Origin of the sequence: uncultured Psychromonas sp. (genome assembly GCF_947489755.1) — a bacterium.
Classification (GTDB): Bacteria; Pseudomonadota; Gammaproteobacteria; order Enterobacterales; family Psychromonadaceae; genus Psychromonas.
This window is the reverse complement of record NZ_CANLFB010000006.1, coordinates 119291-146263: the sequence shown is the minus strand read 5'-3', so window position 1 is coordinate 146263 and position 26973 is coordinate 119291. Positions and strand designations below refer to the sequence as shown.

Annotated in this window: 23 protein-coding genes; 14 read left to right on the top strand and 9 right to left on the bottom strand. The window is 37.2% G+C overall.

Going from position 1 to position 26973, the window contains the following annotated elements:
- Positions 1–5: 5 nt before the first annotated feature.
- The gene (locus Q0794_RS05330) at positions 6–653 is read left to right on the top strand and encodes a TenA family protein (RefSeq protein ID WP_298940694.1); all 648 of its coding nucleotides are present in this window, start codon (positions 6–8) and stop codon (positions 651–653) included.
- Between the two features lie 82 nt (positions 654–735).
- Here the strand turns inward: Q0794_RS05330 and Q0794_RS05325 are convergent, their stop codons facing one another.
- Complete coding sequence (locus tag Q0794_RS05325) at positions 736–1422, bottom strand: glutathione S-transferase (RefSeq protein WP_298940693.1); 687 nt, start codon at positions 1420–1422, stop codon at positions 736–738.
- 264 nt (positions 1423–1686) lie between these two features.
- Here Q0794_RS05325 and pnp point away from each other — a divergent pair, with 264 nt between their 5' ends.
- Positions 1687–3795 (top strand): polyribonucleotide nucleotidyltransferase, encoded by a 2109-nt coding sequence (pnp, locus tag Q0794_RS05320; RefSeq protein WP_298940692.1) that lies wholly within the window; start codon positions 1687–1689, stop codon positions 3793–3795.
- Positions 3796–4705: 910 nt separating this feature from the next.
- On the opposite strand, the gene Q0794_RS05315 is transcribed toward pnp, so the two are convergent.
- Positions 4706–5125: a VOC family protein gene (locus Q0794_RS05315; RefSeq protein ID WP_298940691.1), complete on the bottom strand. Its 420-nt coding sequence runs from the start codon at positions 5123–5125 to the stop codon at positions 4706–4708.
- 950 nt (positions 5126–6075) lie between these two features.
- Here Q0794_RS05315 and Q0794_RS05310 point away from each other — a divergent pair.
- Positions 6076–7332, top strand: a complete 1257-nt coding sequence (locus Q0794_RS05310; RefSeq protein ID WP_298940690.1) for a sodium:proton antiporter — start codon at positions 6076–6078, stop codon at positions 7330–7332.
- 701 nt (positions 7333–8033) lie between these two features.
- On the opposite strand, the gene Q0794_RS05305 is transcribed toward Q0794_RS05310, so the two are convergent.
- The 3 genes from Q0794_RS05305 to Q0794_RS05295 form a co-directional block, all read right to left on the bottom strand.
- Entirely contained in the window at positions 8034–9323 is a 1290-nt protein-coding gene (locus tag Q0794_RS05305) for a DUF6575 domain-containing protein (RefSeq protein WP_298940689.1), read from the bottom strand.
- Positions 9323–9745, bottom strand: coding sequence for a hypothetical protein (locus Q0794_RS05300; RefSeq protein WP_298940688.1), 423 nt, complete (start codon positions 9743–9745; stop codon positions 9323–9325). Before Q0794_RS05300 ends, Q0794_RS05305 begins: the two co-directional genes overlap by 1 nt.
- 126 nt (positions 9746–9871) lie before the next feature.
- Entirely contained in the window at positions 9872–10432 is a 561-nt protein-coding gene (locus Q0794_RS05295; RefSeq protein WP_298940687.1) for a DNA N-6-adenine-methyltransferase, read from the bottom strand.
- A 796-nt stretch (positions 10433–11228) separates the two neighbouring features.
- Here Q0794_RS05295 and Q0794_RS05290 point away from each other — a divergent pair.
- The 5 genes from Q0794_RS05290 (at position 11229) to Q0794_RS05270 (ending at position 13444) form a co-directional block, all read left to right on the top strand.
- Entirely contained in the window at positions 11229–11474 is a 246-nt protein-coding gene (locus Q0794_RS05290; RefSeq protein ID WP_298940686.1) for a type II toxin-antitoxin system RelE/ParE family toxin, read from the top strand.
- A 1-nt stretch (position 11475) separates the two neighbouring features.
- Positions 11476–11760 (top strand): NadS family protein, encoded by a 285-nt coding sequence (nadS, locus tag Q0794_RS05285; protein WP_298940685.1) that lies wholly within the window; start codon positions 11476–11478, stop codon positions 11758–11760.
- Positions 11761–11861: 101 nt separating this feature from the next.
- Positions 11862–12194, top strand: coding sequence for a type II toxin-antitoxin system RelE/ParE family toxin (locus Q0794_RS05280; RefSeq protein ID WP_298940684.1), 333 nt, complete (start codon positions 11862–11864; stop codon positions 12192–12194).
- 1 nt (position 12195) lies between these two features.
- Positions 12196–12480 (top strand): NadS family protein, encoded by a 285-nt coding sequence (gene nadS, locus Q0794_RS05275; RefSeq protein ID WP_298940683.1) that lies wholly within the window; start codon positions 12196–12198, stop codon positions 12478–12480.
- 529 nt (positions 12481–13009) lie between these two features.
- Positions 13010–13444, top strand: a complete 435-nt coding sequence (locus tag Q0794_RS05270) for a nuclear transport factor 2 family protein (RefSeq protein ID WP_298940682.1) — start codon at positions 13010–13012, stop codon at positions 13442–13444.
- Positions 13445–14912: 1468 nt separating this feature from the next.
- On the opposite strand, the gene Q0794_RS05265 is transcribed toward Q0794_RS05270, so the two are convergent.
- The 3 genes from Q0794_RS05265 to mrcB all read right to left on the bottom strand — a co-directional run bounded on the left by Q0794_RS05265 (position 14913) and on the right by mrcB (position 19542).
- Entirely contained in the window at positions 14913–16295 is a 1383-nt protein-coding gene (locus Q0794_RS05265; protein ID WP_298940681.1) for an NAD-dependent succinate-semialdehyde dehydrogenase, read from the bottom strand.
- 525 nt (positions 16296–16820) lie between these two features.
- Complete coding sequence (locus tag Q0794_RS05260; protein WP_298940680.1) at positions 16821–17240, bottom strand: tetratricopeptide repeat protein; 420 nt, start codon at positions 17238–17240, stop codon at positions 16821–16823.
- A 31-nt stretch (positions 17241–17271) separates the two neighbouring features.
- On the bottom strand, positions 17272–19542 hold the full coding sequence (gene mrcB / locus Q0794_RS05255) for a penicillin-binding protein 1B (protein WP_298940679.1): 2271 nt from the start codon (positions 19540–19542) through the stop codon (positions 17272–17274).
- 509 nt (positions 19543–20051) lie between these two features.
- Here mrcB and Q0794_RS05250 point away from each other — a divergent pair.
- The 3 genes from Q0794_RS05250 to Q0794_RS05240 all read left to right on the top strand — a co-directional run bounded on the left by Q0794_RS05250 (position 20052) and on the right by Q0794_RS05240 (position 22221).
- Positions 20052–20594, top strand: a complete 543-nt coding sequence (locus tag Q0794_RS05250; protein ID WP_298940678.1) for a carboxymuconolactone decarboxylase family protein — start codon at positions 20052–20054, stop codon at positions 20592–20594.
- A gap of 299 nt (positions 20595–20893) precedes the next feature.
- The gene (nfsA, locus tag Q0794_RS05245; protein WP_298940677.1) at positions 20894–21616 is read left to right on the top strand and encodes an oxygen-insensitive NADPH nitroreductase; all 723 of its coding nucleotides are present in this window, start codon (positions 20894–20896) and stop codon (positions 21614–21616) included.
- A gap of 197 nt (positions 21617–21813) precedes the next feature.
- Entirely contained in the window at positions 21814–22221 is a 408-nt protein-coding gene (locus Q0794_RS05240; RefSeq protein WP_298940676.1) for an ATP-binding protein, read from the top strand.
- A gap of 156 nt (positions 22222–22377) precedes the next feature.
- Here Q0794_RS05240 and Q0794_RS05235 read toward each other — a convergent pair whose 3' ends face one another.
- Positions 22378–23691 carry a DKNYY domain-containing protein gene (locus tag Q0794_RS05235; protein WP_298940675.1) on the bottom strand — a complete coding sequence of 438 codons (1314 nt, stop codon included), beginning with the start codon at positions 23689–23691 and terminating at the stop codon, positions 22378–22380.
- Between the two features lie 456 nt (positions 23692–24147).
- Here Q0794_RS05235 and Q0794_RS05230 point away from each other — a divergent pair, with 456 nt between their 5' ends.
- From Q0794_RS05230 to Q0794_RS05220, 3 genes are all read left to right on the top strand, one after another.
- Positions 24148–24558: a GFA family protein gene (locus tag Q0794_RS05230; protein WP_298940674.1), complete on the top strand. Its 411-nt coding sequence runs from the start codon at positions 24148–24150 to the stop codon at positions 24556–24558.
- Between the two features lie 244 nt (positions 24559–24802).
- Positions 24803–25486, top strand: coding sequence for an SDR family NAD(P)-dependent oxidoreductase (locus Q0794_RS05225; protein ID WP_298940672.1), 684 nt, complete (start codon positions 24803–24805; stop codon positions 25484–25486).
- Positions 25487–25975: 489 nt separating this feature from the next.
- The gene (locus Q0794_RS05220) at positions 25976–26923 is read left to right on the top strand and encodes a metal-dependent hydrolase (RefSeq protein ID WP_298940670.1); all 948 of its coding nucleotides are present in this window, start codon (positions 25976–25978) and stop codon (positions 26921–26923) included.
- The last annotated feature ends 50 nt before the right edge of the window (positions 26924–26973 follow it).

Here is a 26973-nt window from a genome sequence, read left to right as displayed (position 1 = left end):
AAGTAATGCGCCCAAGTGAACAATTAAAACAAACTTGTATCGATGATTGGTCTGCTGCAACAACTCATCCTTTTTGTATTGAGCTAGCTGATGGAAGTTTACCATTAGAAAAAATGCGAGTGTATTTAGCGCAAGATTATACCTTTATTGATAACTTTGTACGTCTAGCGGCTTCTGCCATTCACCATGCGCCAACATTGCCAGATCGTTTGCCATTAGCGCACTTTCTAGGGATCATAGCAGGCCCTGAAAATACTTACTTTCAACGTTCATTTGATATGTTGGAGGTGGTTCAATCAGAAAGAGTCACGCCTGAATTGTTAAAACCAACCCGTGACTTTCAAGCTTTAATGCTAAAAGCGGCTAACAGTGGTGAATACGGCAATATGGTGACTGTTTTGTGTGTTGCAGAATGGGTTTATTTGAGTTGGGCGGAGCCTGTTGTTGATGCTGTTACCTCGTTACCATTTTATTTTGGAGAATGGATAACCTTACATTCAGGTGAGTATTTTGAATCGGTGATTGCGCATTTACGTACTCAACTTGATACCGCATTTAGCCATGCTGATACAGAGCAACAACAAACGATGAAAGATTACTTTCAACAAGCCGTATTATTAGAAAAGCAGTTCTTTGATGCTTGTTATAAATAAGCAATAGCCAACAATACAGAGTTTAAATGTATTTGTTTTACCGATTAAATTAAGCTCAAGTCTGAACCTAGATCTTGAGCTTTTACTTCTTAACATCACCAAAAATAATATCACGACGGCCATCAACCCATAATTCATGTTTTGCCATTACTTTGGTAAACATTGGGCTTTGTAAATAATGGTTTAACCAAGCTCTAAGTTTAGGGTAGGGCGATTGTTGATACCATTGACGCTCGACTTTAGAAAACTGACGAACAAAAGGCATCAAGGCAATATCTAATAAACCTTCGTGCTCAGAGCTTAAAAAAGCGTGTTGAGATAAACGTGTTTCTAATTTCTTCAGATACACTTCACAGGCTAGTCGGCGCTCTACAATGTTAGTTTCTTGGTAACGTTTAGCACATTTATAGGCTTCAATCGCTACAAAAAAATGTTTTTCAAACTCATCAATAATAGCGATGATTTCTGTAAGTGACTCGTTATTTTGAGAGGATAATAAATGACTTGGGTCGTTACCTTTTAGTACCTTCAACATAATATCGAGACTTTCTTCAACGATCTCAGTCGCTATTTTATCTACTTGAGAAACCAACATCGGCACGGTGCCTTTCGTTGATAACGCGAGCATCTCTGCTGGTTTATTATTTAATTTAATCGCGCGTATCAATACTGGTTGTTGAGATTTAAAAATGGCAATACGTGCGCGCATTGCATAAGGGCAATGTTGCAGTGAATAAAGTATCGGCATGTTGGAGTATTGTGTGGTCATTAATGGGCTCAATTAAACAGACGTAAATTGGTCATATATTACCTGTACTGTACTCTCTGAGCTAGTATTGAAAAATGGAGTCGGTGTTAGATTCATTTATTCGTACACTTTTTAATACATTTAATCCGTGTCTGTTTACTTTTGATTCTATAGGCTTGTTTATCTCAAAATATTCATCTAATAAATTTTAAAAGTCGTTTGCTTGGCGTATACTGTGGGCGCGATAAAAAGCAAAATGAAAATAATACTATTAAAGGAAAAAAAATGACTCCTATTGTAAAAAGTTTCCAGTATGGCGAACATACGGTAACACTAGAAACTGGCGTAATTGCACGCCAAGCAACTGCGGCTGTAATGTGTAGCATGGACGATACGTGTGTATTCGTTTCTGTTGTTGGTAAAAATGCTGATGATCAAGAGCGTGATTTCTTCCCTCTGACTGTTAACTACCAAGAAAAAACATACGCTGCTGGTAAAATTCCAGGTGGTTTCTTCAAACGTGAAGGCCGCCCATCAGAAGAAGAAACGTTAATTTGTCGTCTTATTGACCGTCCAATTCGTCCTCTTTTCCCAGCTGGTTTCAAAAACGAAGTACAAGTGATTGCAACTGTTGTTTCAATCAACCCAGAAGTTAACCCAGATATCGTTGCTATGATTGCAACATCTGCGGCACTTTCTATCTCAGGTATGCCTTTTAACGGTCCTATCGGTTGTGCTCGTGTTGGTTACAAAGAAGGTCAATACCTACTTAACCCAACTAAAACAGAATTAGAAACAAGTGATCTTAACCTTGTAGTATCTGGTACAGACAACGCAGTATTAATGGTTGAATCTGAAGCGGCTATCCTAAGCGAAGACGTAATGTTAGGCGCGGTAGTATACGGTCACGATCAACAACAAGTTGTTATTGAAGCGATCAAAGAATTCGCAAGCGACGTTGCACGTCCTGCATGGGATTGGACTGCTCCAGCACGTAACGAAGCATTAGATGCTGCAATTGCAACTGAAGCTCAAGCACGTTTTGAACAAGCTTACCAAATCAGTGATAAAGCCGAGCGTTACGACGCAATCAAAGCTATTACAACTGAAGTTAAAGCTAAATTACTAGCTGAAGATGAAGCATTAGTGGCTAAGCAAGTAGGCGAATACCTACATGATTTAGAGAAAACTGTTGTACGTACTCGCATCATCAAAGGTGAGCCACGTATCGACGGTCGTGATCCTGAAAGTGTTCGTGCACTTGACGTTCGTACTGGTGTTCTACCACGTACTCACGGTTCTTCATTATTTACACGTGGTGAAACACAAGCATTAGTAACAGCGACGCTTGGTACACAACGTGATGCTCAAATCATCGACAGCCTAATGGGTGAGAAGAAAGATCACTTCTTATTACATTACAACTTCCCTCCATACTGTGTAGGCGAAACTGGTTTTGTTGGTTCTCCTAAACGTCGTGAAATTGGTCACGGTCGTCTAGCTAAACGTGGTGTATTAGCAGTAATGCCTACGGTTGAAGAATTCCCGTACACAGTTCGTGTAGTATCGGAAATTACTGAATCTAACGGTTCATCTTCAATGGCTTCTGTTTGTGGTGCTTCACTAGCGCTTATGGATGCAGGTGTTCCACTTAAAGCGTCTGTTGCTGGTATTGCAATGGGTCTAGTTAAAGAAGGCGAAGAGTTCGTTGTTCTTTCTGATATCTTAGGTGATGAAGATCATCTTGGCGATATGGACTTTAAAGTGGCTGGTACTACTGGTGGTATTACAGCACTTCAAATGGATATCAAAATTGAAGGTATCACACGCGAAATCATGCAAATTGCTTTAAACCAAGCAAAAGCGGCACGTTTACACATTCTTACTGTTATGGATGAAGCAATCTCTGAAGGTCGTGATGACATTTCACAGTTCGCTCCACGTATTCACACACTGAAAATCCCAACGGACAAAATCCGTGACGTTATTGGTAAAGGCGGCGCAGTTATCCGTTCTTTATGTGAAGAAACAGGTACAACTATCGAAATCGAAGATGACGGTACAGTTAAAATAGCTGCAACATCTGGTGAGCAAGCTGAAGATGCAATCAACCGCATTAAAGCGCTTACAGCTGAAGTTGAAGTAGGTACTATCTACCACGGTAAAGTAGTACGTCTAGCTGACTTTGGTGCTTTCGTTAACATTCTTCCTGGTAAAGACGGTCTTGTTCACATCTCACAAATCTGTGAAGAGCGTGTTCAAAAAGTGTCTGATTACCTGAAAGAAGGTCAAGAAGTTAAAGTTAAAGTACTAGAAGTAGACCGCCAAGGTCGCGTACGTCTTTCTATGAAAGAAGCAGCAGAGAAGAAAGAAGAAGCTCCAGCAGCTGAATAATCTTTTTTAAAGTGTCTTTTGTAATATAGAGATACTTTAGCGCTAACTTTATAAGCAAGCTTCGGCTTGCTTTTTTTATGTCTGAAGTAAAATTCTTTAATAAAGAAAAAGACGGCTTAGTTCAAATCTCACCTATGCCTCAAATAATGGTGAAGAGCGTGTACAGAAAGTTTTTGATTACCTGAAAGAAGTTAAAGTTAAAGTACTAGAAGCCATAGCCTTAAAAGTAAGTCGCCAAGGTCGCGTACGTCTTTCTATGAAAGAAGCAGCAGAGAAGAAAGAAGAAGCTCCAGCAGCTGAATAATCTTTTTTAAAGTGTCTTTTGTAATATAGAGATACTTTAGTGCTAACTGTATAGAGCAAGCTTCGGCTTGCTTTTTTGTGCCTATAAGAAAGTGGTGGTGTTTTGGGGCGCTGGCTTTAGCCTGCTTCTTTTAAATAATAATCCTTTCCTATGCTGTGCGTAAGAAAGGATATTTACTCCGGTTTTAGAGGTTCAGGAGTAAACTCGTCTGCGCTCGTCGTGGTCGTTTGAATTTGATTAACAGTGATTTCGCCCTGTCGGCGACTTTACTTTCTCTCTGCCAGTAGAGACCTATATCTGCAAAGAATTCAAAGAGACTGGCCCCGAACGTTTTTTAATCTGAATAAATGACTACCTTCTTAACGCACCGCTCATACGCCACGTCCATGTGGCGAACTGAGCTAGCAACGGCAAAGGGCACGCAGAGCTTAGCCCGCTCATAACACTATGCTGTCGCATAAATCGCTCCATGCCTAACCTTGCTAAAGGCAGTCATTAATTCATAAAAACTCAACGGGGAGAATGGACGTAGCCACATTGGATTAGATTTTATCGTAACTTATTGATATTTCTTATTTCAACAAGTGTGTGACCACACTTTTCACTTTACCAAGAACCTGTATTCTCCATACTCAACCAAGGTTCTTGAGGTGCTAATGCTTCACCTTTTTGTAGTAACTCGATTGATATATTGTCAGGCGATTTAATAAATGCCATGTTGCCACAACGAGGTGGTCTGTTAATTTCAACACCGTCATCCATTAACTTTTGACAAAAATCATAAATGTTATCAACTTCAAATGCTAAATGACCAAAATTTCTGCCTGTGTCATATTCTTCAGTTGACCCCCAGTTATGTGTTAGTTCTACCTCTGGCTCTCCAATAGCTGTAGCAAGATATATAAGCGTAAATTTACCTTCAGGTACATCGATGCGTTTAGTCTCTACTAATCCTAATTGATCATGGTAGAACTTTAGAGAAGCATCTAGATCTTTTACTCTCACCATACTGTGTAAAAATTTCATTATTTAACCCATCATTTACGTGATTACAGTTTATGTGATCAAATAATATAGCCGTTTGTTGGCTATTAATTTGTTCACTTTGAATATTGTTACATTTTACATTGCTTACACTGACTTCTGTAGCCATTGTTTAACTAAATGTGACTCCATTAGTTTAACGTTTGTGGATGAAATTATCTGTAGGTGTTTTTCATTAATTAATAAGAACTTGCACTTATTATGTAAATTTAGGAAATTAATTAGTACTAAATATCACTTATTTCAGGTGATATTTTTTCAAATATAATTCTATGTTTATTTTAAGGCTTTCACGTTATTGTTTGAGAGTGAACTCGCCTGCGCTTGTCGTAGCTTTAAGTTTATTCATCACTTGGTATTCCGCCCTAACGGCGTGTTACTTTCTTTTGCATGCCCAAAATAAACCTATACCTACAAGAGCAAAGAAAAAGGCACACCGAGTCGCTTTCTTATCCAATTAATTGAGTCATTTTAAACGTACCGTTTCGAACGTGCAAAGGACACGCAGAGCTTAGTCCGCTCATAACACTATGCTGTCGCATAAATCGCTCCATGCACTAGCCTCAACTAATCCAAACATCTTGTTTGGCTTTACTAAAATGATTCAATGAATTGGGAAAGCTCAACGGTGGGGAGGTTGTAGGCGCATTGAGTTATAGCTCATCGCTGTTCGTCGTAGCTGTAACTCGTTCCCATGCTCTGCGTGGGAATGCATATTTGCTCAGATGCTCAGATGCTCAGAAGTTAGCTCGTCTGTGCTCGTTATTATTATCAATTTTCTTGGAATTTATTATCATGCTATGTATTAATGTTTTGGGTATGCTTGTTTACGCTATACGAATATAATACGAGAAAACCGTATAAAAAATAATAACCTTTCTGCTTTACTCGTTTTGAGAAAGCACCATTAAATAAATATTGAGATTTAAACCATGGCACCAGCAACCAGCCTAAGCGTACTTGAAATAAGTGCGATATTTTTATCAATTACCGCGTTACTCACCTATGTAAACCATCGCTTTATTGGCTTACCAACAACCATTGGTGTTATGGTTATTTCAATGCTTTTATCTATCGGCGCTATATTTTTAGGATTTTTAGGGTTTGATGAACTTATAGATTATGAAGTGAGTTTGCTTGCTCAGTTAGATTTTACTGAGGTTTTGCTTGATGGCATGCTCTCTATGCTGCTTTTTGCTGGGGCGTTGCACGTAAATGTTAGCGATTTAAGGCGGTATAAATTGCCAATAGGTATTTTAGCCTGTGTTGGTACCTTGTTATCGACGGTTATTATTGCTGGCGCACTTTATTTAGTACTTCCTTTGCTTGGTTTCGAATTAGGATTCATTTGGTGTTTACTATTTGGCGCATTAATTTCGCCAACGGATCCTATTGCCGTCATGGGGATTTTACAATCTGCAGGCGCGCCCAAAAGTATTGAAACAGTGATTGCCGGTGAGTCGTTATTTAATGATGGTATTGGCGTGGTTATTTTTGTGCTTTTATTGGGTGTGTTATCCAGTGGCGATATTCCTACAACCTATGATGTAGCGCACTCCTTCGCGGTTGAAGCCGGTGGCGGTATTATTTTTGGTTTGGTAATAGGTGGTATTTTATATTATCTACTTAAAAGTATTGATAGTTACCAAGAAGAGGTACTGCTTACTTTAGCGGGCGTTGTTGGTGGTTATGCACTTGCAAGCCATTGGCATTTGTCCGGCCCACTTGCCATGGTAATGATGGGATTAATGGTGGGTAATCATGGTCGTAGTATGGCGATGAGTGACAAAACACGTCATTACGTTGATCTATTTTGGGAGCTGATTGACGAAATTTTAAATGCCATTTTATTTGTACTGATAGGGCTTGAAGTGGTCATGATTACATTTTCGAGTAACTTGTTTATGGCTGGTGGCTTAACCATTTTAATCGCATTACTCGCACGTTTAATCGTTGTAGGTATAACAACCACTACATTTCATAAGCAATTAGAGTTGCCGTCTGGAGCATGGAAAGTATTAACTTGGGGTGGTTTACGTGGTGGGATTTCCGTTGCATTGGTATTGCAATTACCTGACGGAACAGAGCGCGATATTTTATTGGCGCTAACTTATGCGGTTGTGGTGTTTTCTATTTTAATTCAAGGTTTGAGTATTGGTAAAGTGGCCAAAACTATTCGTTCAAGATAAATCGATTAAATGTAGTTTTTAAAAGCGTGTGAAATAGCTGTATTTCATGCGCTTTTTATTTTTCTCTACAAGCAAAGACCTGCAACTACAAAGAACTCAACGATAATGGTACTGAATCGCTTTCTTATCCAATAATACTGAACCTTTAGAATAAGCATTTTATGTGCTCTATGCTCAGCGTTGGAATGCATATTTGCTTAGATCCTCTGGTACTGAGAATTTAGCTCGTCTGTGCTCGTCGTGACTTTAAGTTTATTTATATTCTTGGTGTTCCGCCCTAACGGCGTGTTACTTTCTTTTGCATGCCCAAAAGAAAGTAACCAAAGAAAAAGGCACACCGAGTCGCTTTCTATTCCAACCAATAAACAACTTTCTTAACGCACCAGTTCATACGCACATCCATGTGCTAAATGAACTTACAGCAAACGTCCTGTTTGCTGTTGCTGAAAGTTATTCATTGATTGGGAAAGCTCAACGGTGATAATGGACGTAGCCGCATTGGGCAAAGTTTTATCGTAACTGATTGATATTTCTTATTTCAACAAGTGGGTGTCCACAACTTTATGATGACAGACCAAGAAAGAAATTAGATTACAATACACCAGCCAAATTAATGGCCGAACACATGGCAGCTATAGCTGCTTATCAGTTATGCGCTTCAGTCTTGAATCTGCGCAATGATTAAAACTCATTTATTCAACTTATATACCAGTATAAAACGGAGCAAGTTCATCACACCATTTTTTTAACGTAGTTCCTCTTCTTCTCGCCGTCGACTCGCTCAAAGATGATGAACATTTATCAACAAGAAAGTCTCCGCCAGAGTTTGAGTTTAAATCTCTAATATCATTTACTCCAGACCATTGAATCCAAGCCCAGCCACAGTGACTAAATTGGAAAGCTCGTGCAGTAATTTTCATTTTATCATCAATATTGGAACTCGCTAACTGTAGGCCGAGAGCAGTAATTGACCCATATGATTTAGTAAAGCCTAGCGTAGAGGACGCATGTAAATAATAACTGACTTGACGAGGCGTCAAGTTAAGATCTTCAGGTGTTAGAAATATTCCGCGAGATCTTTTTTCTACAATTTCGAAAAGCTTATTCAAATCATTTGCTTGTGGAACTTGTGAGCTGTTGATAACGGTAGAAACATAACTATGTAATTCATTAATATAATATGCTGCATCATCTGGTTCAATTCTAATGATGCTAGTACCATTAGAGTTTTGTTTTAGATCAAAATGAGTTTTATTGTCCACTATTTGTGACAGCAGATCAGAAAGCGCAGAGGCATCTATATTATTACTTTCAATATACGATTGGATGTTTTCTTTTGCTTCGATCAATGAAAATAATTGTGAAAGAGTTGAATCTATAACATCACAATGTTCTACATTAAAGGATAAAATAAATGATCCTGGTCTTGCCCCTACACCTTCGATGCTGTTATTTGAATCAAATGAATTTGAAATAGAGTTGTATAGATAACTAAAACTTTCAAATATTTTAGATATACTTTCTAACGCTAATTTCTTTGCTTTTTTTGCTTTCTTCTGAATATGTATTTCATGAGTAGCGTGAACGACAGCAGGAGACTCAAGCTGTTCCTCTTCGGGAGAGTTACTTATATATATCCCTTGTTTAGGTAATTCAATAACATCTTGAATCGTATTAGATAAAATAAATTCAACTTTAATTTCTGCATCAGGATCGAAAGGCATTTTTAGTTTAAAGAAATTCTTTTTTTCTTGGTATAAAAGCATGTCTCGAATACACACTTGCTTCATTTCAAATTGTTTTAATTTTAATTGTGAAATAGGTATTAAGAACCAAGTATCAGAGTCATCATCAGTACTTGCCCAATACACTATGAAAACACTCCCTACCTCATTAGATACAGAAAATAACCGAGGTTCATCATAAAACTCATAAACTGAATCAATTAATAATGTGCCATGCAGGGGACTTTCATAAAATACATCACTCATTATTTAACCTTGACTGAAAAAGAAGTATGTATAGATGTATTATTTCTAATCCAGACGGAATAATGGTTAGGACCACTAGTTTTTTTCATTTTCCCTATCATAGGAATAACATTGCCTTTTGCTATATATTTATTTCCTAATATACTAGGAAAAACTCTTTTCATATGTTCTGCTGCTTCATAGGTATCAAAAAAGGAAGTGGCATATACATTGGGTAATAGTTTTGGTTTTTTTAAAAATTTTTTATATCGTTCTGGTTGTTCTTCATGTGTAGATTGAAAGCACACATTTTCAGGAGGTGATGCAATGGTTAATCGAAACAAAGTACCACAGGTATCAGTTGCATCTTCTGGTGGAAGAAGAATGTTATCAGGATAAAATGAGGGCCATTCAGACTGGCTATTATTTGAACTTGTACTCATCGCCGATATAAAACCTTAAAAATAATTAGATAACTAAACTTTAACGAGAAAACAATAAAAAACAATAAAAAACAATAAAAAAACCTATTTAAATCACTAAAAAATCAAGTTAATTATTTTTTATAACTATAAATCAAGAATAACACCAATCTCCTTAAACACTTCAGCGAACTTGATTCGTTCACTTCCAAAATATAAAAATACTTGACCACGGGTATTACCCGATACATTTTTCCCATCATTATTTTCAAAAGCAATTCGACCACTAGGTAAACATATAGATGAGGACTCTTGCAATAAAGTATGAAACCACTTTGTTTCTGTAGCATTATTTACTAAAACAACGCCTTCAGTAATATAACCTTTTTTTACATTATCAACGAAAAAATCAGCAGCTTGATTTACAATCCCCCTGCCATAAGGAGGATTCATAAAAACACTTCCCTTTATGTTTTCTTCAAACCAAGGTGTTGAGAATGCATCTTGCTCTACTGTGAAATATTTTTCAGCTTCTACATAAGTGTTCCCAAATTCAGAAGAGAATGGATCTAAATCAATCCTCCCCAAAACATCCCTTACCATCTTTGTATATTTTTTTGGAGTAAACCATGAATCGGAGTCTCTACCAGGATCACCTGAACCTGGCTTTGAACCTATGTAACCCAAATTATTAACATTTGCTTTCATCTAATTAAATTCCAAATAACAAAGCACACTACTGTATGTAAAATCAGCAATTTTAGGAGAGTTTCTGATAAATAACAAGTCTACAGTATAAAATTGAAGTTAATACTAAATAACATTTTTACTTAAGGTATAAAGTGTTAGACATCCACTTGGTTAATTACATAATATCAATTAGTTGCGTTAAAGAAAGAAGTTGTGGACATCCACTCATCGAAATAAGCAATATCAATCAGTTACGTTAAGACCTTGCTCAATGTGGCTACTTCCCCCTCCCGTTGAGTTTTTCTGAATTAATTACTGCCTTTAGCAAGGTTAGGCATGGAGCGATTTATGCGACAGCATAGTTATATGAGCGGGCTAAGCTCTGCGTGCCCTTTGCCCGCTTGCTAGCTCATTTCGAGACATGGATGTCGAGTATGAGCGGTGCGTTAAGAAGGTAGTCATTACTTTTTTCAAATAAATAGATTAAAAAACTAATTGGAAAAGCATCTTTTTGCGTATTGTGGGTAAAAAGTATCTTCTGGTAAGAAAAAGTATGTCGCCGACAGGGCGAAAACACAGCTAGGGAAATTAGCTAATGAGTGCCAACTGTCTTGAAAAACACCGCTAATAAGAAAAGAAGATAAAATAGCGGACACCCAACACTTTTGTTAAGTTTCAGTGTTTATACGCTAGCCAAAAGTAATCCAATGGATTATATTTTTGTTTATGCAAACAATAGTTAAATTGCCAGAATATAAAAAAACAAGCTCAAAAGCATCTTTCTATAAGTGACTCTGAGCTTTTAAATAATTATTTGGCTGAACATCCTAAAGCGGGTGACCTCATGCAAGGTACTGGTGGAATTCGAAAACTAAGGTGGGCTAAAAGCGGTAGTGGAAAAAGTGGTGGTGTACGGGTTATTTATTATTTTCATAATGAATCAATTCCATTATTTCTTCTGTCTCTTTTTGGTAAAAATGAAAAAGCTAATTTATCTCATGCTGAGCGTAATTTATTAGCTAAATTCACTTCAACATTAGTCAAAAATTATGGAGCCTAGAATGAGTAATATGTTTGAAAGCATTAAACAGGGGTTAACTGAAGCTGTAGATTTTAGTGAAGGTAACTGTAAAGAGGCTGCTGTTCATAAATTCGATTCTATAGATGTGAAAGCAATACGCTCAAATGTAAAAATGACTCAAACTGAGTTTGCATCCAATTTCGGAATAAGTTTAGGTACACTGAGGCATTGGGAGCGTGGCGACAGAACACCTAGAGGACCCGCTTTAGTTTTATTAACCGTATTATCTAAAAATCCAAATGCTGTCATACAAGCTTTAGCATGAAAAATAACTTAAAGAGAAAAGTAGCGGACACCCAACCCTTTTGTTAAGTTTCAGCGTTTATACGCTAGCCAAAAGTAATCCATTGGATTATAGTGTTATTTATGCAAACAATAGTTGAATTGCCAGAATATAAAAAACAAGCTCAAAAGCATCTTTCTATAAGTGACTCTGAGCTTTTAATTAATTATTTGGCTGAACATCCTAAAGCGGGTGACCTCATGCAAGGTACTGGTGGAATTCGAAAACTAAGGTGGGCTAAAAGCGGTAGTGGAAAAAGTGGTGGGGTACGGGTTATTTATTATTTTCATAATGAATCAATGCCATTATTTCTTCTGTCTCTTTTTGGTAAAAATGAAAAAGCTAATTTATCTCATGCGGAGCGTAATTTATTAGCTAAATTTACTTCAACATTAGTCAAAAATTATGGAGCCTAGAATGAGTAATATGTTTGAAAGCATTAAACAGGGGTTAACTGAAGCTGTAGATTTTAGTGAAGGTAACTGTAAAGAGGCTACTGTTCATAAATTCGATTCTATAGATGTGAAAGCAATACGCTCAAATGTAAAAATGACTCAAACTGAGTTTGCATCCAATTTCGGAATAAGTTTAGGTACACTGAGGCATTGGGAACGTGGTGACAGAACACCTAGAGGACCCGCTTTAGTTTTATTAACCGTATTATCTAAAAACCCAAACGCTGTCATACAAGCTTTAGCATGAAAAATAACTTAAAGTTGTAACAAAAAGATCGTGAACAAAGATCTGGGGTCTTGCCTTTTGCCTTTTTGATAATTCAATCGCTTCGATTGTTCCTTGCTCAATATAGCTACATCAACCCATCCCGTATGGTTTTCCCTGATAATTAATTCCTTTAGCAATCAACGAGAAATAAAAAATACGGGACATCCATATTTTGATGTTACAAATATCAATTAGTTAATGGAAAGTCGAGGCTAAGTATGGCGACTTTTCTCCTCCCGTTGAGTTTTATTAATTCATGAATACCTTTAAGCATGGAGCTATTGATGCGACAGCATAGTGTTATGAGCGGACGAAGCTTTGCGTGCCCTTTGCCGTTGCTAATATATTAAAAATTCAACCAACCTTTGGACGATTGGGGTCAAAGTCAGGACTATTCTATTCCTTACGTCTCATAGAAACCTCTATATTGTCATCCAAGTAAATAATCTCATTATTTATTCACGCCTAAATCATGGCTATATACAACACACCAAGTAGAGATCATATTATGTTGAAATCATTTTTAATTATCGTAGGTATTACCTTTTTTTCATTAAATGCACAAGCTGACAAAGCGACGGATAAAGTTGCAATAGAAGCAGCCGTAAATGATTACTTCCAAGGGCAGGGCGAAGCAAGCCAAACACGTTTATTTCGTGCGTTTGCGGCAGATCACGCAACTATGGTCGGTGTAGTAAAAGATGATAATGGTAAAGAGATTATTAAGTCTTGGAAGGATATGAACAGTGTCTTAAATAAATGGGCTGCTAACGAAAACCCAGTCGGCGGAGATCGTGATGGTGAAATCTTGAGTTTGGATATTGTCGATGACCGCTTAGCAGTGGTACTTTTCCGCTCTACTAATCGTTTTTATGATGCATTAACACTGACTAAAATTAATAATGAATGGAAAATAATCGGTAAATCTTACGTACTTCAATAACGATTAATTTAACTGTTTTTTGTGAGGTTCTGATGCTAGTTACTTTCACTTAAAAAGAATATTTTGTAACACTTAATAGCAAGCTTCGGTTTGCTTTTTTTGTATCTGGAGAACGTTGATTCTTGTTGTTTTGAGGGATTTAATTAGCACTAACGTATATTGTGGATTTGAAGGCCTGATTGTGTTTTGCTTTTAAGCTAAAAAATACAAGGTGACTTAATTTGGTTATCTGCATTTGCTTCGTTGAGTTTTTACGAATTAATGAGCAAGCTAAGGAATGGAACAATTTATGCGAAGTGATTTATGTGACTGTGTTTTATGTAACAGTATAGTTAAATGAGCGGCCTAAGCTCTGCATGATTTTTGTGTGTTGTGGGCAAAAATTATCTCTTGATAAGAGAAAGGTGAGTCGCGGATAGGGTGAAATTCATGATAATAAATACCAAAATATGTTGATGATCTAAGATGAATGAATAACTAATATCGAACGGCAACACTTTCTAATAAAATCACCAATAAAACCCTTCTAATACTCTTTTTTGACCCTCGAATTTTAGCTCTATATTACCTTTAAATTATTTTCAATTTTACGCTAAATATCGCTATCTATTCTAAATACTTAGGCACATAATCTCGCTGTTACCAGAGTGCTTAATGGCATCGGGTAAGGTTTGTTATAGGGTTATTAGTTGTTTATCTTAATAAAGGAAAGCATCGTGAGTAAAGGCCAAGACAGTAAAAAAACCGGTAAGAAAAAACCGCTTTTGACAGCAAAAGAAAAAAGAACAGTCAAAATAGCAAAAAAATCAAAAGTTGGATTTTTAGCTAAATAAGTATTAAATAAAAGGTCATCAATTTCCCGATGATCTTTTAGCGTTTTTAGCATTAACCATGTTAATTAATCAACATGGTTAATAAATATGAGAGAACATGGCTCTACATAACGTTTATTGATTAATACTCTATAATCCCGCTTAAAAAAATACCTCTCCTGATAAAGGTAACCTATATTTTGGAAGCAAGGCTTCTAATAAAAAGGTTTTTTTAATATAGGTGTTTAATACCTGCTTTCTAATCATCATCTTTTAACGAGAACCTTCTAACTATCACTTTTTAACCATGATTTTCTAGCAATTACTTTCTAACCATCATTTTCTAGCAATCACTTTCTAACAATAGTTTTTAACAGTAATTTAGCCTGTCCATTAATGCTTTATTGTATTTAAGCCGGGGACTTTTTAGGTAATGATTGTGCCTTCGCATTTTGCCTTGGCGGGCATTGAAAGTTTAAGCTACTGTTTTTATGCAGATAAATTAATGAGGAGTGAGTGGTCATTAGGGAGGACTAGAAGTGATTGTATTTCCTATAAGACTGAATTTACTCAGTGCTTAACTTATTAAAAAGTGCTCAACGAATGTTGAGCACAAACTGACGATTTAGTTATTACAAATTATTAACATTTAGCGATTACTTAGTCTGAGCAACCATCACTGATTTTATATTCATGAATTCTTTTAAACCAAAACCGCCATGTTCTCGACCGTAACCACTACTTTTAACTCCCCCAAACGGTAAGTTTGGTTGAGATAAAGCAAAGCCATTAATATTGACCATCCCTGTATCAAAGTGTTTCACCGCCAGTTCTGTTGCGCTAGCTTCATCCTTAGAGAAAATACCGCCACCTAAACCATAGCGTGAATCGTTTGCAATACGCATGGCATCATCATTATCTTTTGCTTTAATAAGCGCGGCGACTGGCCCAAACAACTCGTCATCGTAAGCAGGCATGTTGGGCGTCACATTCTCTAAAATAGAGGCGGGATAAAAGAAACCTTTTCTATCAGGCATTTCACAGCCACAAACAACGGTTGCGCCTGCTGCAATGGACTCAGTGACCTGTTCGTGTAGCTTCTCTTGCAAATCTTTTCTAGCCATCGGTCCTAGGTCAGTATCTTTAGCGTTCGGATCACCCATTTTTAGCTGCATCATCGCTTTTTTGAATCCAGCCTTAAATTGATCATAATTTTTTTCGGTGATGATAAAGCGTTTTGCGGCAACACAGGTTTGACCGTTATTAACAATACGGCCAGTAACACATGTTTCAATCGCTAGTGGGATATCTGCGTCATCTAAAACAATATAAGCATCATTACTACCCAGCTCCATTACAGTTTTTTTACTGCGTTTAGCTGCATTTTCTGCTACTTGTTTTCCTATGGCGTCACTGCCTGTAAAGGTAACGCCTTTGATGCCATCATGGCTAATTAGTTTACTGGCCGTTTTGCCATCAATTAATAATGATTGGTAAGCATATTTTGGAAAGCCTGCTTGTTCGAATAATGATTGTATTTTCTTTGCCATACCAAACACATTTGAAGCGTGCTTCATTACCGTCGTATTACCTGCCACCAAATTACTGATGCTGTATCTTATTACTTGGTAGAGTGGAAAATTCCAAGGTTGAATGCCTAATATTACGCCTATTGGCTGATACGTTATTATTGCTTTACCACCGTCGTAATCGCGGTTTTCATTCGCTAATTCTTTTTCTGCAATATCTGCTGTGTATTTACAAATATTCGCGCAAAGGGCAACTTCTTGTTCGCCTTGAGATTTTACTTTGCCCATCTCTTCAACCATCAGCTCAACTAATTCATCGCTATTTTCTTCAATTACTTTTGCGAGTGCTTTGGCAAGTTTTGCTCGTTCTGAAACAGGGACAAGTTTCCATTCATCGAAACATTGGTTTGAATTGACTACTGCATCTTTAGCTTCTTTATGTGTCATCAATGTATATTCTTTTAGCTTTTTTTCAGTAAAAGGATTGATTGTTACTATTGAATTACTCATTAAACTGTTACCTCTTTATTGCATTAGTGATCTGATTGGAGCAAATATGATGCCATTTCTTGGTTTTTATTTAAGTGATTGAATTTTAGGTTTTTTTTGTTTTTTAAAAATAAAGGGAATGATATGTGGTTAGTTAATGATGAAAAATTTTCAATGTAGAATGTTAAACTTACATATTGAAAAAAAGGTGTTGAGAACCAGTGACAGTATTGTTAATAGGGGATTTGATATTTGACCGTTCATTTTTATTGAGTTATTGAATGTCCTCAAGCAAGGTTAGGTTGGGAAGCATATGGTTGTATTGTGTAGTGTTATGAGCAGGGGGCGTTTATGTGTGCTAATTTAGTATCCCGCTACTTTTTTGCTTGATATGACGCAGCCCCTCAACAAGTGTATTAATTGATGAGGGGCTTAACTTATTTTGCCTTGAATGTAGTTATGCTGACCTAGTTATGCGAACCTAGCTATGTGAATCTAGGCTCTGAGGAAAAGTATTTAATAAAAGACTCTCTAATAAAAGCGTGTCTAATATAAGCTTTCTAACAATGATTCAGCTTGTTCGGTCAATGCTTTACTCGGATTCAAACTCAATGCTTTTTCAGCGAACGATTGTGATTGCGCATTTTTACCTTCGCGGTAGCTTAACTCTGCTAGGCGTAAATAGGTTTCTGGGTTACGTGGAGAGATTCGTATCGCACGTCCTAAGGTCGCTCTTGCACCACGTAAGTTGCCATTGCTTTCTTGCTGCTCAGCAAGGTTTAATAATGAGTTTAATGCTGAGCTTCCCTTTACCGTATTATCAGGACTTTCTGTTGGAGCGCTGATTGAACTTGGTGTTGTAGGATCTGTCACTGGTGCGCTAACAGGTGTTGTAGTAGGTGAAGTACTACAGGCCCATAAAAAACTAGATAAACAAACAACAGTAACAATTTTATAATGATTCATGATAATGATCTCTTCATTTGGTTTAGTCGATTTAGTTAGTGAAGTTACGGAACCAATCCATGACTTTATCGGTTGTACTGCAACGTATTTCTTCTTCTGGCTGCGTGCCACTCACGAAAGGTAATTGTATGGCATTATCACAGCGATCTTCACTACCTACACCTGATTCACCATCCACCCAACTTAGCGTGACGTTTTTTGGTGGAACGTTTTGTAAGGGCTGATGAGCACGCGCTTTGAAAATATCAGCCCAGACACGAAGTGCACCGCTTGAACCGGTTAAGCCCATTGTTTTATTATCATCACGACCAAGCCAAACAACCGCTTGCATATCGTCGGAAAAGCCTGCAAACCAACTGTCTCGTAAATCATTGGTTGTCCCGGTTTTTCCTGCAACAGCAAAATCAGGTAATAACCATTGTAATGCTTTAGCGGATCCTTCGTGCGTCACCGCTTGTAAAGCATGGCGTAGCGTATAAATCGAACTTGAATTAAAGCGTTTTTGAATATCAATAGGGTAACTTGTTAATACTTCACCCTGTGCATCGACAACGGAGCTGATCGCCAATAATGGCGTATAAAACCCTCCAGATGAAATAGTTTGATACATTTGAGCGACCTCAAGCGGACTCAATTCAGCAGCGCCTAATGTAATTGCTGGGACCGCTGGAATATCGCTATCCACGCCAAGTCGTTTTATAGTTGATAAAATATTATCTAAGCCTAGTTCATTGCCTAAACGCGCTGTTGCCTGGTTGTATGAATGCGCTAACGCTTTATATAAAAGTACATCGCCGTGATCTTTTAAGTCGTAATTTTTAGGAGCCCAACTATCACCGTTAGCTAATTTTTGTTCGTAAGCTGCATCGCTTATTGGGGTCGCTAACGTATATTGTTCACTTTTTTCCAACGCTGTTAAATAGACAGCGGGTTTCATTAATGAGCCTATTTGTCGGCGGGCATCAATTGCGCGGTTAAATCCTGCATACTGAGTATTGCTACCACCAACAATTGCGGTTACTGCGCCTGTATTTGGTTGTGTAACGATCACTGCTCCTTGTAGGCTAGCACTATCGTCAGATTGTTTATGTTTATCAATCATTTTAACCAAGCTAGACTCAGCCGTTTCTTGAATTAAAGGGTTAAAATGAGTGAAAATAGACAAGCCATTCGAACTCAAGTCTTCCGCTTTGTAATCATCCTGTAGTTGCTTACGGACAAGATCTAAATAAGCGGGGTAACGTTTATTACTGCCAGCGTTACGATCACCAACGTCTAGCGGTTCTTGCTTAGCTAATTCAGCAAGGTCTGCCTCAAGGCGATTTTCTCTCACTGCAATATCTAGTACTAAATTACGGCGTTTTAAGGCACGTTCAGGGTTACGCCATGGGTTGTAATAACTGGCACCGCGCACCAGTGTGACTAACAGTGCTTGTTGCGAAATAGATAAATCCATCAGATTTTTTTTGAAATAATATTGACTTGCTAAGCCAAAACCATGAATGGCACGCGGCCCATCTTGACCAAGGTATATTTCATTCATATATCCTTCTAAAATGTCAGCTTTACTTGCATGTAATTCTAATAATAGTGCCATCAATGCTTCTTGCGCTTTACGAATTAACGTTCGCTCTGGCGTGAGGTAGTAATTTTTAATTAATTGTTGTGTTAGGGTTGAGGCGCCCTGTGAGAATCCACCTTTTTTAATATTGGCAACCATTGCTCGTGCGATACCACGCACTGAAATACCATAATGATCATAAAAATCTTTATCTTCCACAGCAAGCAACATTGATTGTAAAGACGCTGGGACATCGTCAAGTTGAACTAATATTCTATCTTCGTTGTGCGAAGGATAAATGCCGCCTATAACCAAAGGTTGCAATCGTACTAATGCTGTATTGTCTTTACTTTCTAAGGTTGAAACAAAGCCATTATTCAAGGTAACTCTAATTTTTTGTGCTGCCGCTAATTCGTCACTGAATTGAAACTCAGGGATGAAAATGGTTATTTTATTTCGATCGATTAATGCTTCACCGGGCTTATTAACATGGCGTACAAAATGATACCCAAGCAATGTCATTTCTTCACGTAAATCAGCCAATGTGAGCGGTGAACCTTCATATATTTCTAAAGGTCGAGCATAAACCGTGGATGCAACTGACCATTGTTTATCTTTAAAAGTCGAATTAACGATGGAATCTAAATAGAGGAGAATACCGATAGCGATTATTATTAATACCAATAATGCAGTCCATCGTTTACTTAAGTATTTATGAATAGAGGTGTATTTATGAAGCACAGCAAGGCCTTATGTGGACGAAAAATAAAAAAGGATAATAATTGGCAATCACGTTATAACAGAGTCGTTAGTTTGTGAGTTTCTTAAAAAAGGATCAGTGTTTTACGCAGAAAACTTGATTGAGCCAGTTTTGATTGTGCTCGTTATGACCACCCAGTAACATTGACTAATATTTATCATCAAAGTTCCGTTTCATCGTGTCCTTTCCTGTTCCGTGCTTAAGTAGGTACTCATCAATAAAGATTATTAATCTGTCTACCAATAGCATTGCTGCTGTCATCTTTTATTTCAATGGCTATATTTTGTGCTTTCTACACATGCGCATAAACCTTCCTCCAAAGATTTCACTTACAGGTCGGACACCCGCCTTACGCTCAGCGTATATCTCATTGGTCAGGTGATAATTGATTTATTTTGAACGTTTGTTCAAATTTACATTGAACGTTCGCTCAAATTTAAATAGTATGGCCTCAGAGTTACTTAAAACTAATTATTAATTGGAGTTAAACATGACAGAATTTACTTTATACACCGCAGAAAACGCACCTGAAGCATCAAAACCGCTAATGGCTGATTCAGTAGCCGCATTTGGTATGGTACCTAACTTACATGCAGTAATGGCAGAAGCACCAACGTTATTAAAAGGTTACCAAGTACTGCATGATCTTTTCCAAAAAACATCGTTTAACGCTGAAGAGTTAACGGTTGTGTGGCAGTCAATTAACGTTGAGCATGAATGTCATTATTGTGTACCAGCACATAGTGCGATTGCGGCTTCAATGAAAGTTGACCAAGATGTTGTTGATGCACTTGTGAATAAAACACCATTGGCTAACCCTAAGTTAGAAGTACTACGTGAAACGACGCTGTTAATGGTGCGCGAACGTGGGGTTATTAGCGATGAGCAAATTGAGACGTTTTTTACGGCAGGTTACGGCAAGCAACAATTACTTGAAATTATTGTTGGTTTATCTCAAAAAGTCATGAGTAACTACACAAACCACCTTGCAGATACGCCAGTTGATGCACCCTTTAAGAAATTCATAAAATAATTGATGATTTTTAAAGTATGATATAAAAAAGGTAGCCTCGGTTACCTTTTTTCTTTTATAAACAAACTGATAACATAAGCGAGTACAGACGGATGATAAATAGGAGGTGCCTTATTTGGCCATCCTAGTTGTGTTTGAAATAATCACTATGTGATTTTACCTAATGGAATCAAGTCCATGTTTTTATTTCAATATTTTTTACTGCATTAGTTGTACTGCAAACGCTTCACAAATGTTATTAAGATAGTGTGGCACCTTATAACGCGACTTATAACGATAATGACAAGGATTACTGATTTATGAACCAAACCATTGAGACCATGTTAAATCACCGATCGATTCGCCAATATACTGATCAACCAATAGAGAAAAGCCAACTCGATTCGATTATTCAAGCTGGATTAGCGGCTTCTTCATCGAGCATGTTACAAGTTGTTTCTATCATTCGAGTGACGGATAAAAGCAAACGTAAGTTGTTAGCTGAGTATGCGGGTAATCAACCTTATGTCGAAAATGCAACTGAGTTTTTGGTGTTTTGTATTGATTATCAACGTCATGCAGCAATTAATCCAGAGGTGCAAGCTGACTTTACTGAACTGACACTTATTGGCGCTGTTGATTGTGGCATTATGGCGCAAAATTGTTTGTTAGCAGCTGAGTCATTAGGATTAGGTGGCGTCTATATTGGTGGATTGCGTAACAAGATACAGTTGGTTGATGAGCTGCTTGAGTTACCACAAAATACATCGGTATTATTTGGTATGTGTTTAGGTTATCCAGCGCAAGATCCTGAAGTTAAACCGCGTTTACCAGCTCATGTGATTATGCATGAAAACCAATATCAACCACTGAATATGGATGATATTAAAGAGTACGATGAAGTCATACATAACTATTATGAACACCGCTCGAGTAATCAAAAACAAAGTACGTGGTCAGAACAAGTGACAGGGCAATTATCAAAAGAGTCTCGTCCGCACATTCTGCCGTATTTGAATAAAAAGGGCTTAACAAAGCGTTAGATTATAGGATCTCTGTTACGTATTTGTTACCTGTAGACTCTCTGAAGTGAAGCTAGCCTGTTTTTTATAAGTCATTGTTTAATAAGTCGCTATTTAATAAGTGACTATTTAATAGACTAGCTTCATATTGTTATCTGATAACAGGCCATTAAATTCATTAGGAACAATGTATTGAATACAAGCTTGAGCACAAAACCATGCCTACATTAACGCTTACCTTAATACGTGGTTTACCCGGTAGTGGCAAAAGTACATTGGCTAAAAAGCGGGTGGAAGAGTCTGCTAACACGACTCGTCAAACAACAGTGCATTTAGAAGCTGACATGTACTTTATTGATGAGGCTGGTGTGTATTTTTTCCAGCCTGAACTTATCAAGAAAGCACATGCTTGGTGTGAACAAGCCTGTGAAACTCACTTGCAGCAACAACAAAATGTCATTGTATCGAATACGTTTATTAAGCATTGGGAAATGAAGGCTTATCAGCAGTTAGCTAAACAATATAACGCCAAGCTTGAAGTGATTGTGTGTAAGGGGAAATACGCGAATATTCACGAGGTGCCTGCTGAAACAGTGAAAAGAATGAAACAACAGTGGCAAGGTTAACTTTATGGCGGTGTAATGAATCGAGTATTGTTGATATTAATACGTAAGATGACAGTAAGCGCACGGTGATTACTTACTGCCAACGTACGCTTTTTTATTGATTATTTTCGAATAGTTAATACCTTCACTTATTTTAAGGTAAGCCAAAATACGAGATTAATATTCAGACACTCTTAACGTATATTCTCCTGCTTCATTTTCATCTGCGTAGGCATTATCTTCATATTTAAAAGTCGATGGGTCTGCATCGATCACTTTGTATTCATTCCAATAAACATGATTAGCATCTTTTGAAAAATGATCTGAGATGATGGTGAAGGTCTCTGGATCTGCATCAATAATAACGGTGCCATAGTAAAAGACGTGATGACCTATTTGAACAAAGCTTTTGTCTTCTGGGTCTAAAACGGTAACATCCTGAGGCTTAATGTCTGTGAGCTTTTTAGTTTTTCCATAAACTTCATTGTTATAGGCGTAGAAGTCGTTGGTAATATTTTCAATATCATCGCGAGGAACGACTATGACGTTGGTTGCCTCTAGATGAAGTGATTTCCATTGTCCTATATTCTTCAGTTCATTAGCTTCTGAGCGGTTTATTTCTGATGCCTTTCTATTTTTAATGATGTTACCTTTGTAGTAGAGGTTTTTCTTATCTTTTGAAATAGCATCATTTAATACTTTAAAGGTCTCTGGGTTACTCTCCGGAATAGCCGTGTTGAAGAAATAAGCTTGGTTTTTATCTTTTCTGTAATAAGGAGAGATAACAGTAAAACCATTAGGCACCATACCTTCAATAATCTTCCCATGAGAATAAACATGAAGTGCATCTTTTGCGTATTCATCACTGATAATTTCAAAACTGTCAGCTTGGTTGCTAATTGCTTCCCCTTGATAAAGGATTTGTTCAGCATGTCTGATGTATTGTTGATTACCATTAGGCACAGCGGTAGGCGTTGCTTTACGTGGGATTTTGATATCAATGTAATAATAAAGATAATCTTTATCCATGGCATATGAACCAAACAGATAGGAGAAAGAATCTGGGTCGGCACCTTCAATGATGTCTCCATAACAGAATACTTTACCGTTACTAATAAGGTAACCAGAGTTAGCACTATTGACGTTAAGTTTTGAGGTCACTTGTGTGATTGAGTTTGAGTTTCCCTCTGTCATTAGTTTACCGTTGTAATAAATATTATTGGCATCTTTTGCGTAGTACTGATCGATTACTTTAAAGCTGCCTAGGTCTGCATCTTCTACGTCTGTTCCTCCAATTTGGAAGAAATTTCCATCCATAACATAAATGACTTTATCGTCTTGCATGTAATATTGGTTACTGATTTTACTATCAAAAGCGGTTGCATTATGTGTACTAGGACTGCTGACATAAAAGGAAAATACAGTCACTATTAATGCATAAATAGCCATTATCACTAACAAGATAATGCCAACCCACATAAGTACCTTCATTCATCTCTCCCACTCGTTATCAGTTTTATTGGCGTGTAAAATAACATATTTATAAAACGTTGATATCGTCTATTTAAAGGGCATTCAAATAAAAGCGACAAAGACTAAAATGTTTAACCCTTTTTATTTCATAATTTTATTTCATAATTTTATTTCAGAATGTTATCTCAATGTGTTAGCTCAAAACATACGCTAATAATGTTTTGAGCTGGTGGTTTTCATTCATTATTGGCATTTATCTTTTGTCATTCATGGTTGCTATTTAAGTTAATGAACCGGACTAAAAATAAAATCGGATGCTTAGAAGTGCCATGTAAAAGTAATTAGAAGAATTAGACAGCTTTACTATTAATAGTGAACTGCCGCGAACAGTTTTTATCCGATTGATATAATGGTATGTTTAGTCTTATTTACTTGAGCAATTTACTTAATAATTTGCAGGATATAGGTGGGATTATGGTTAAGATTATTACAGGAGGTTGCTGCTGTGGCGACGTTACTTTTACCGTTGAAGATAACTTTAGTGACTTTTTCTTTTGTCATTGCGAACAATGCAGAAAATTAACGGGTAGTGCGCATGCCGCTAATTTATTCACGTCACCAGATAATATTAATTGGGTCAGTGGAGTAGATAAAATAAAACGTTACGACCACCCTGAACGTACTTTTACTCAAGCTTTCTGTGAAAATTGTGGCTCTGGATTACCTTTTGTAACGCAAGGTGAGACGTCTTTAATCGTCCCTGCAGGTAGTTTAAATGAAGAATCGGTTAAAACATTAGATGCTCAAATATTCTGTGCCGAACAAACTGAATGGCATAAAGCGGGATTAAGCACTACTAATAAAGTACCTGGTTTTCCTGAGTAAAATAGACGGAACATTATTGATAAACTTTATCTCTTGGCGTTAATATCAGAGCCTTCGTTATTAAACTGAGTTGTATTGTTTAATATAAAAGAATTAGGTTCTGTTTCTTTGAACGTTGGCATTTTATTAGATTTCACACTGTCAGTACCGTCTCGTAGTCATTTCTATAAAGTTATTTTTTACTAGACTATCTTTTAGTAGATAGCTAAAGTGAATGAACCATTACTCACCTATAAGGCTTTATATGACTCAATCTCTTCCATTGGCAATAATTGCTGGCGCAGGCTCTGGTTTAGGGCACACATTGTTAAGCCGCTTCGAAAAAAATGGCTATAAGGTTGTTGGTTTAAATCGTTCGCTCCCCTTAAAAACGGATTTTGATATTCGTGTTGTTGATTTAACTGATGAGCAAGCAACGAAGGGGGTAATAGAAGCCTTAATAAAAGAACATGGTGTGCCTAAAGTCGTTATTCATAATACGGCGCAGCTAGTTATTAAACCTTTAGCTGAAACAACGAGTGGTGATTTTGAAGCTTGCTGGCGTAGTATGGCGTTATCTGCTTTTGTATTAGCTAAATCATTGATGCAACCAATGGTTGATAATGGTGGTGGTACGTTTATTGTTTCGGGAGCAACGGCTAGTTTACGTGGTAGTGCTAAATTTTCCGCTTTCTCATCGGCTAAGTTTGCGTTGAGAGGCTTAACACAGTCACTTGCGCGTGAGTTTCAACCTCAAGGTATGCATGTTGTTCATAGTATATTGGATGGCATCATTGATACTGATAATAGCCGTTCATTACATAGTCTAGATCCTAACAAAATGATGAAACCAGAAGATATTGCAGATGTGTATATAGGGCTTTGCCAACAGCCTAAATCAACATGGACGCATGAATGTGATTTACGTCCATTCGATGGGAGCTTTTAACAGGAAGCATAGTAGCTGCTTAGAATTAAAAACAGTTAACTCATTCTATAAAGCAAACTTCGGTTTGCTTTTTTGTGCCTGAAGCAAGGCCTAATGAGATGAAGGTATAGAGACAATTGGCTACAGTTCGATGCACTTGAATGTACTTCACCTCAATTCTGGATAAGCAAAGCGATACAACACCGCTATTTCCGTGGATTTCTGCGTTAAATTATCTCTCAATAACCCGTTATTGCTTCAATAATTCGCCTTGAGCTAGGCAAAGCTAACGGCACTGACTAGTCAAAAATATAACCCTATGATGTTAAATATAATGCCGCTTTCATTAAGCAGAATTGAATTCACTTAAATACAGTTGATTACAGTGAGGTTGAAATTTTTATCAAAAATAGACGGTCTTCTTAGCGGATAATTATCGGTATATTTCAAACGCTTTTACATGCACGTCATATGCTTTTTTATATTCATATATACGATTAAAGGATATTGATGGATTCAGTTAGTCAAATTGTATTAGGTAGTAGTCTCGCAGCGGTTATTGCGCATAAACAGTTGGGGCGTAGTACACTTGTTATTGGTGCTGTGCTTGCGACATTGCCTGATTTAGATGTGTTATTACCTGCAAGTGATGCTGTAACTCGTTTTATCGAACATCGTAGTTTTTCACATTCATTGTTTGTTTTGTTCCCTTTTGCTTTTCTCTGTTTTGGTTTCTTAAAAATCTGCTTGAAAAGAAAATTTACAAAAAGGGTTATTTCTAATCAACGTTTATTTTGGTTGTGCTGTTTACCTTTAGTGACTCACCCGATGCTTGATGCCTTCACCAGTTATGGTACGCAGTTATTTTGGCCGCTAACGGTTCACCCTCTCTCTATTGCTTCTATTTTTGCGGTTGACCCTTTGTATACACTGCCTTTATTAGTTGGCTGCGTTTATCTCTGGCGAAATGGCGATAATGAAAAGAAAGCTAAAGCGAGAGGTATTAATCAAATTGGTTTAATACTAAGCAGTGGTTATTTGCTGTTAGGTTTATTCCTACAAACTCAGGTTCAAAAAAGAGTAGAGGCTGTCCTACAGGTTAATAATATAGTGCACGATAAAATATTTATTTCACCATTATATCCAAATCTTAATTGGTGGGGCGCTATCGTGGTTGATAATGGCGTTTATTACAATGTGGAGGTGAATGTACTGGCAAGCACTGCTACGATATCGGTAAAACAAGATTTAGGTTATGGCCAACTCGATGTTTACCCACCTGCATTAACTTCTTTGGATTGGTTTACTAATGGCTTTATTCGTTTAGAAAATATTGAAGGGCAATTAGTGGCAACTGATTTGAGGATGAAGACAGGGCAGTTAGACTATGCTTTTAAATTTGCATTAGCAGAAATGAGCAATGATGGCTGGAAAACCATATCACCACTCAGATTGTAAAATAAGGTGATAACGGTTTATTATTGGTAGTGAGTATCAGAATAAAGTAT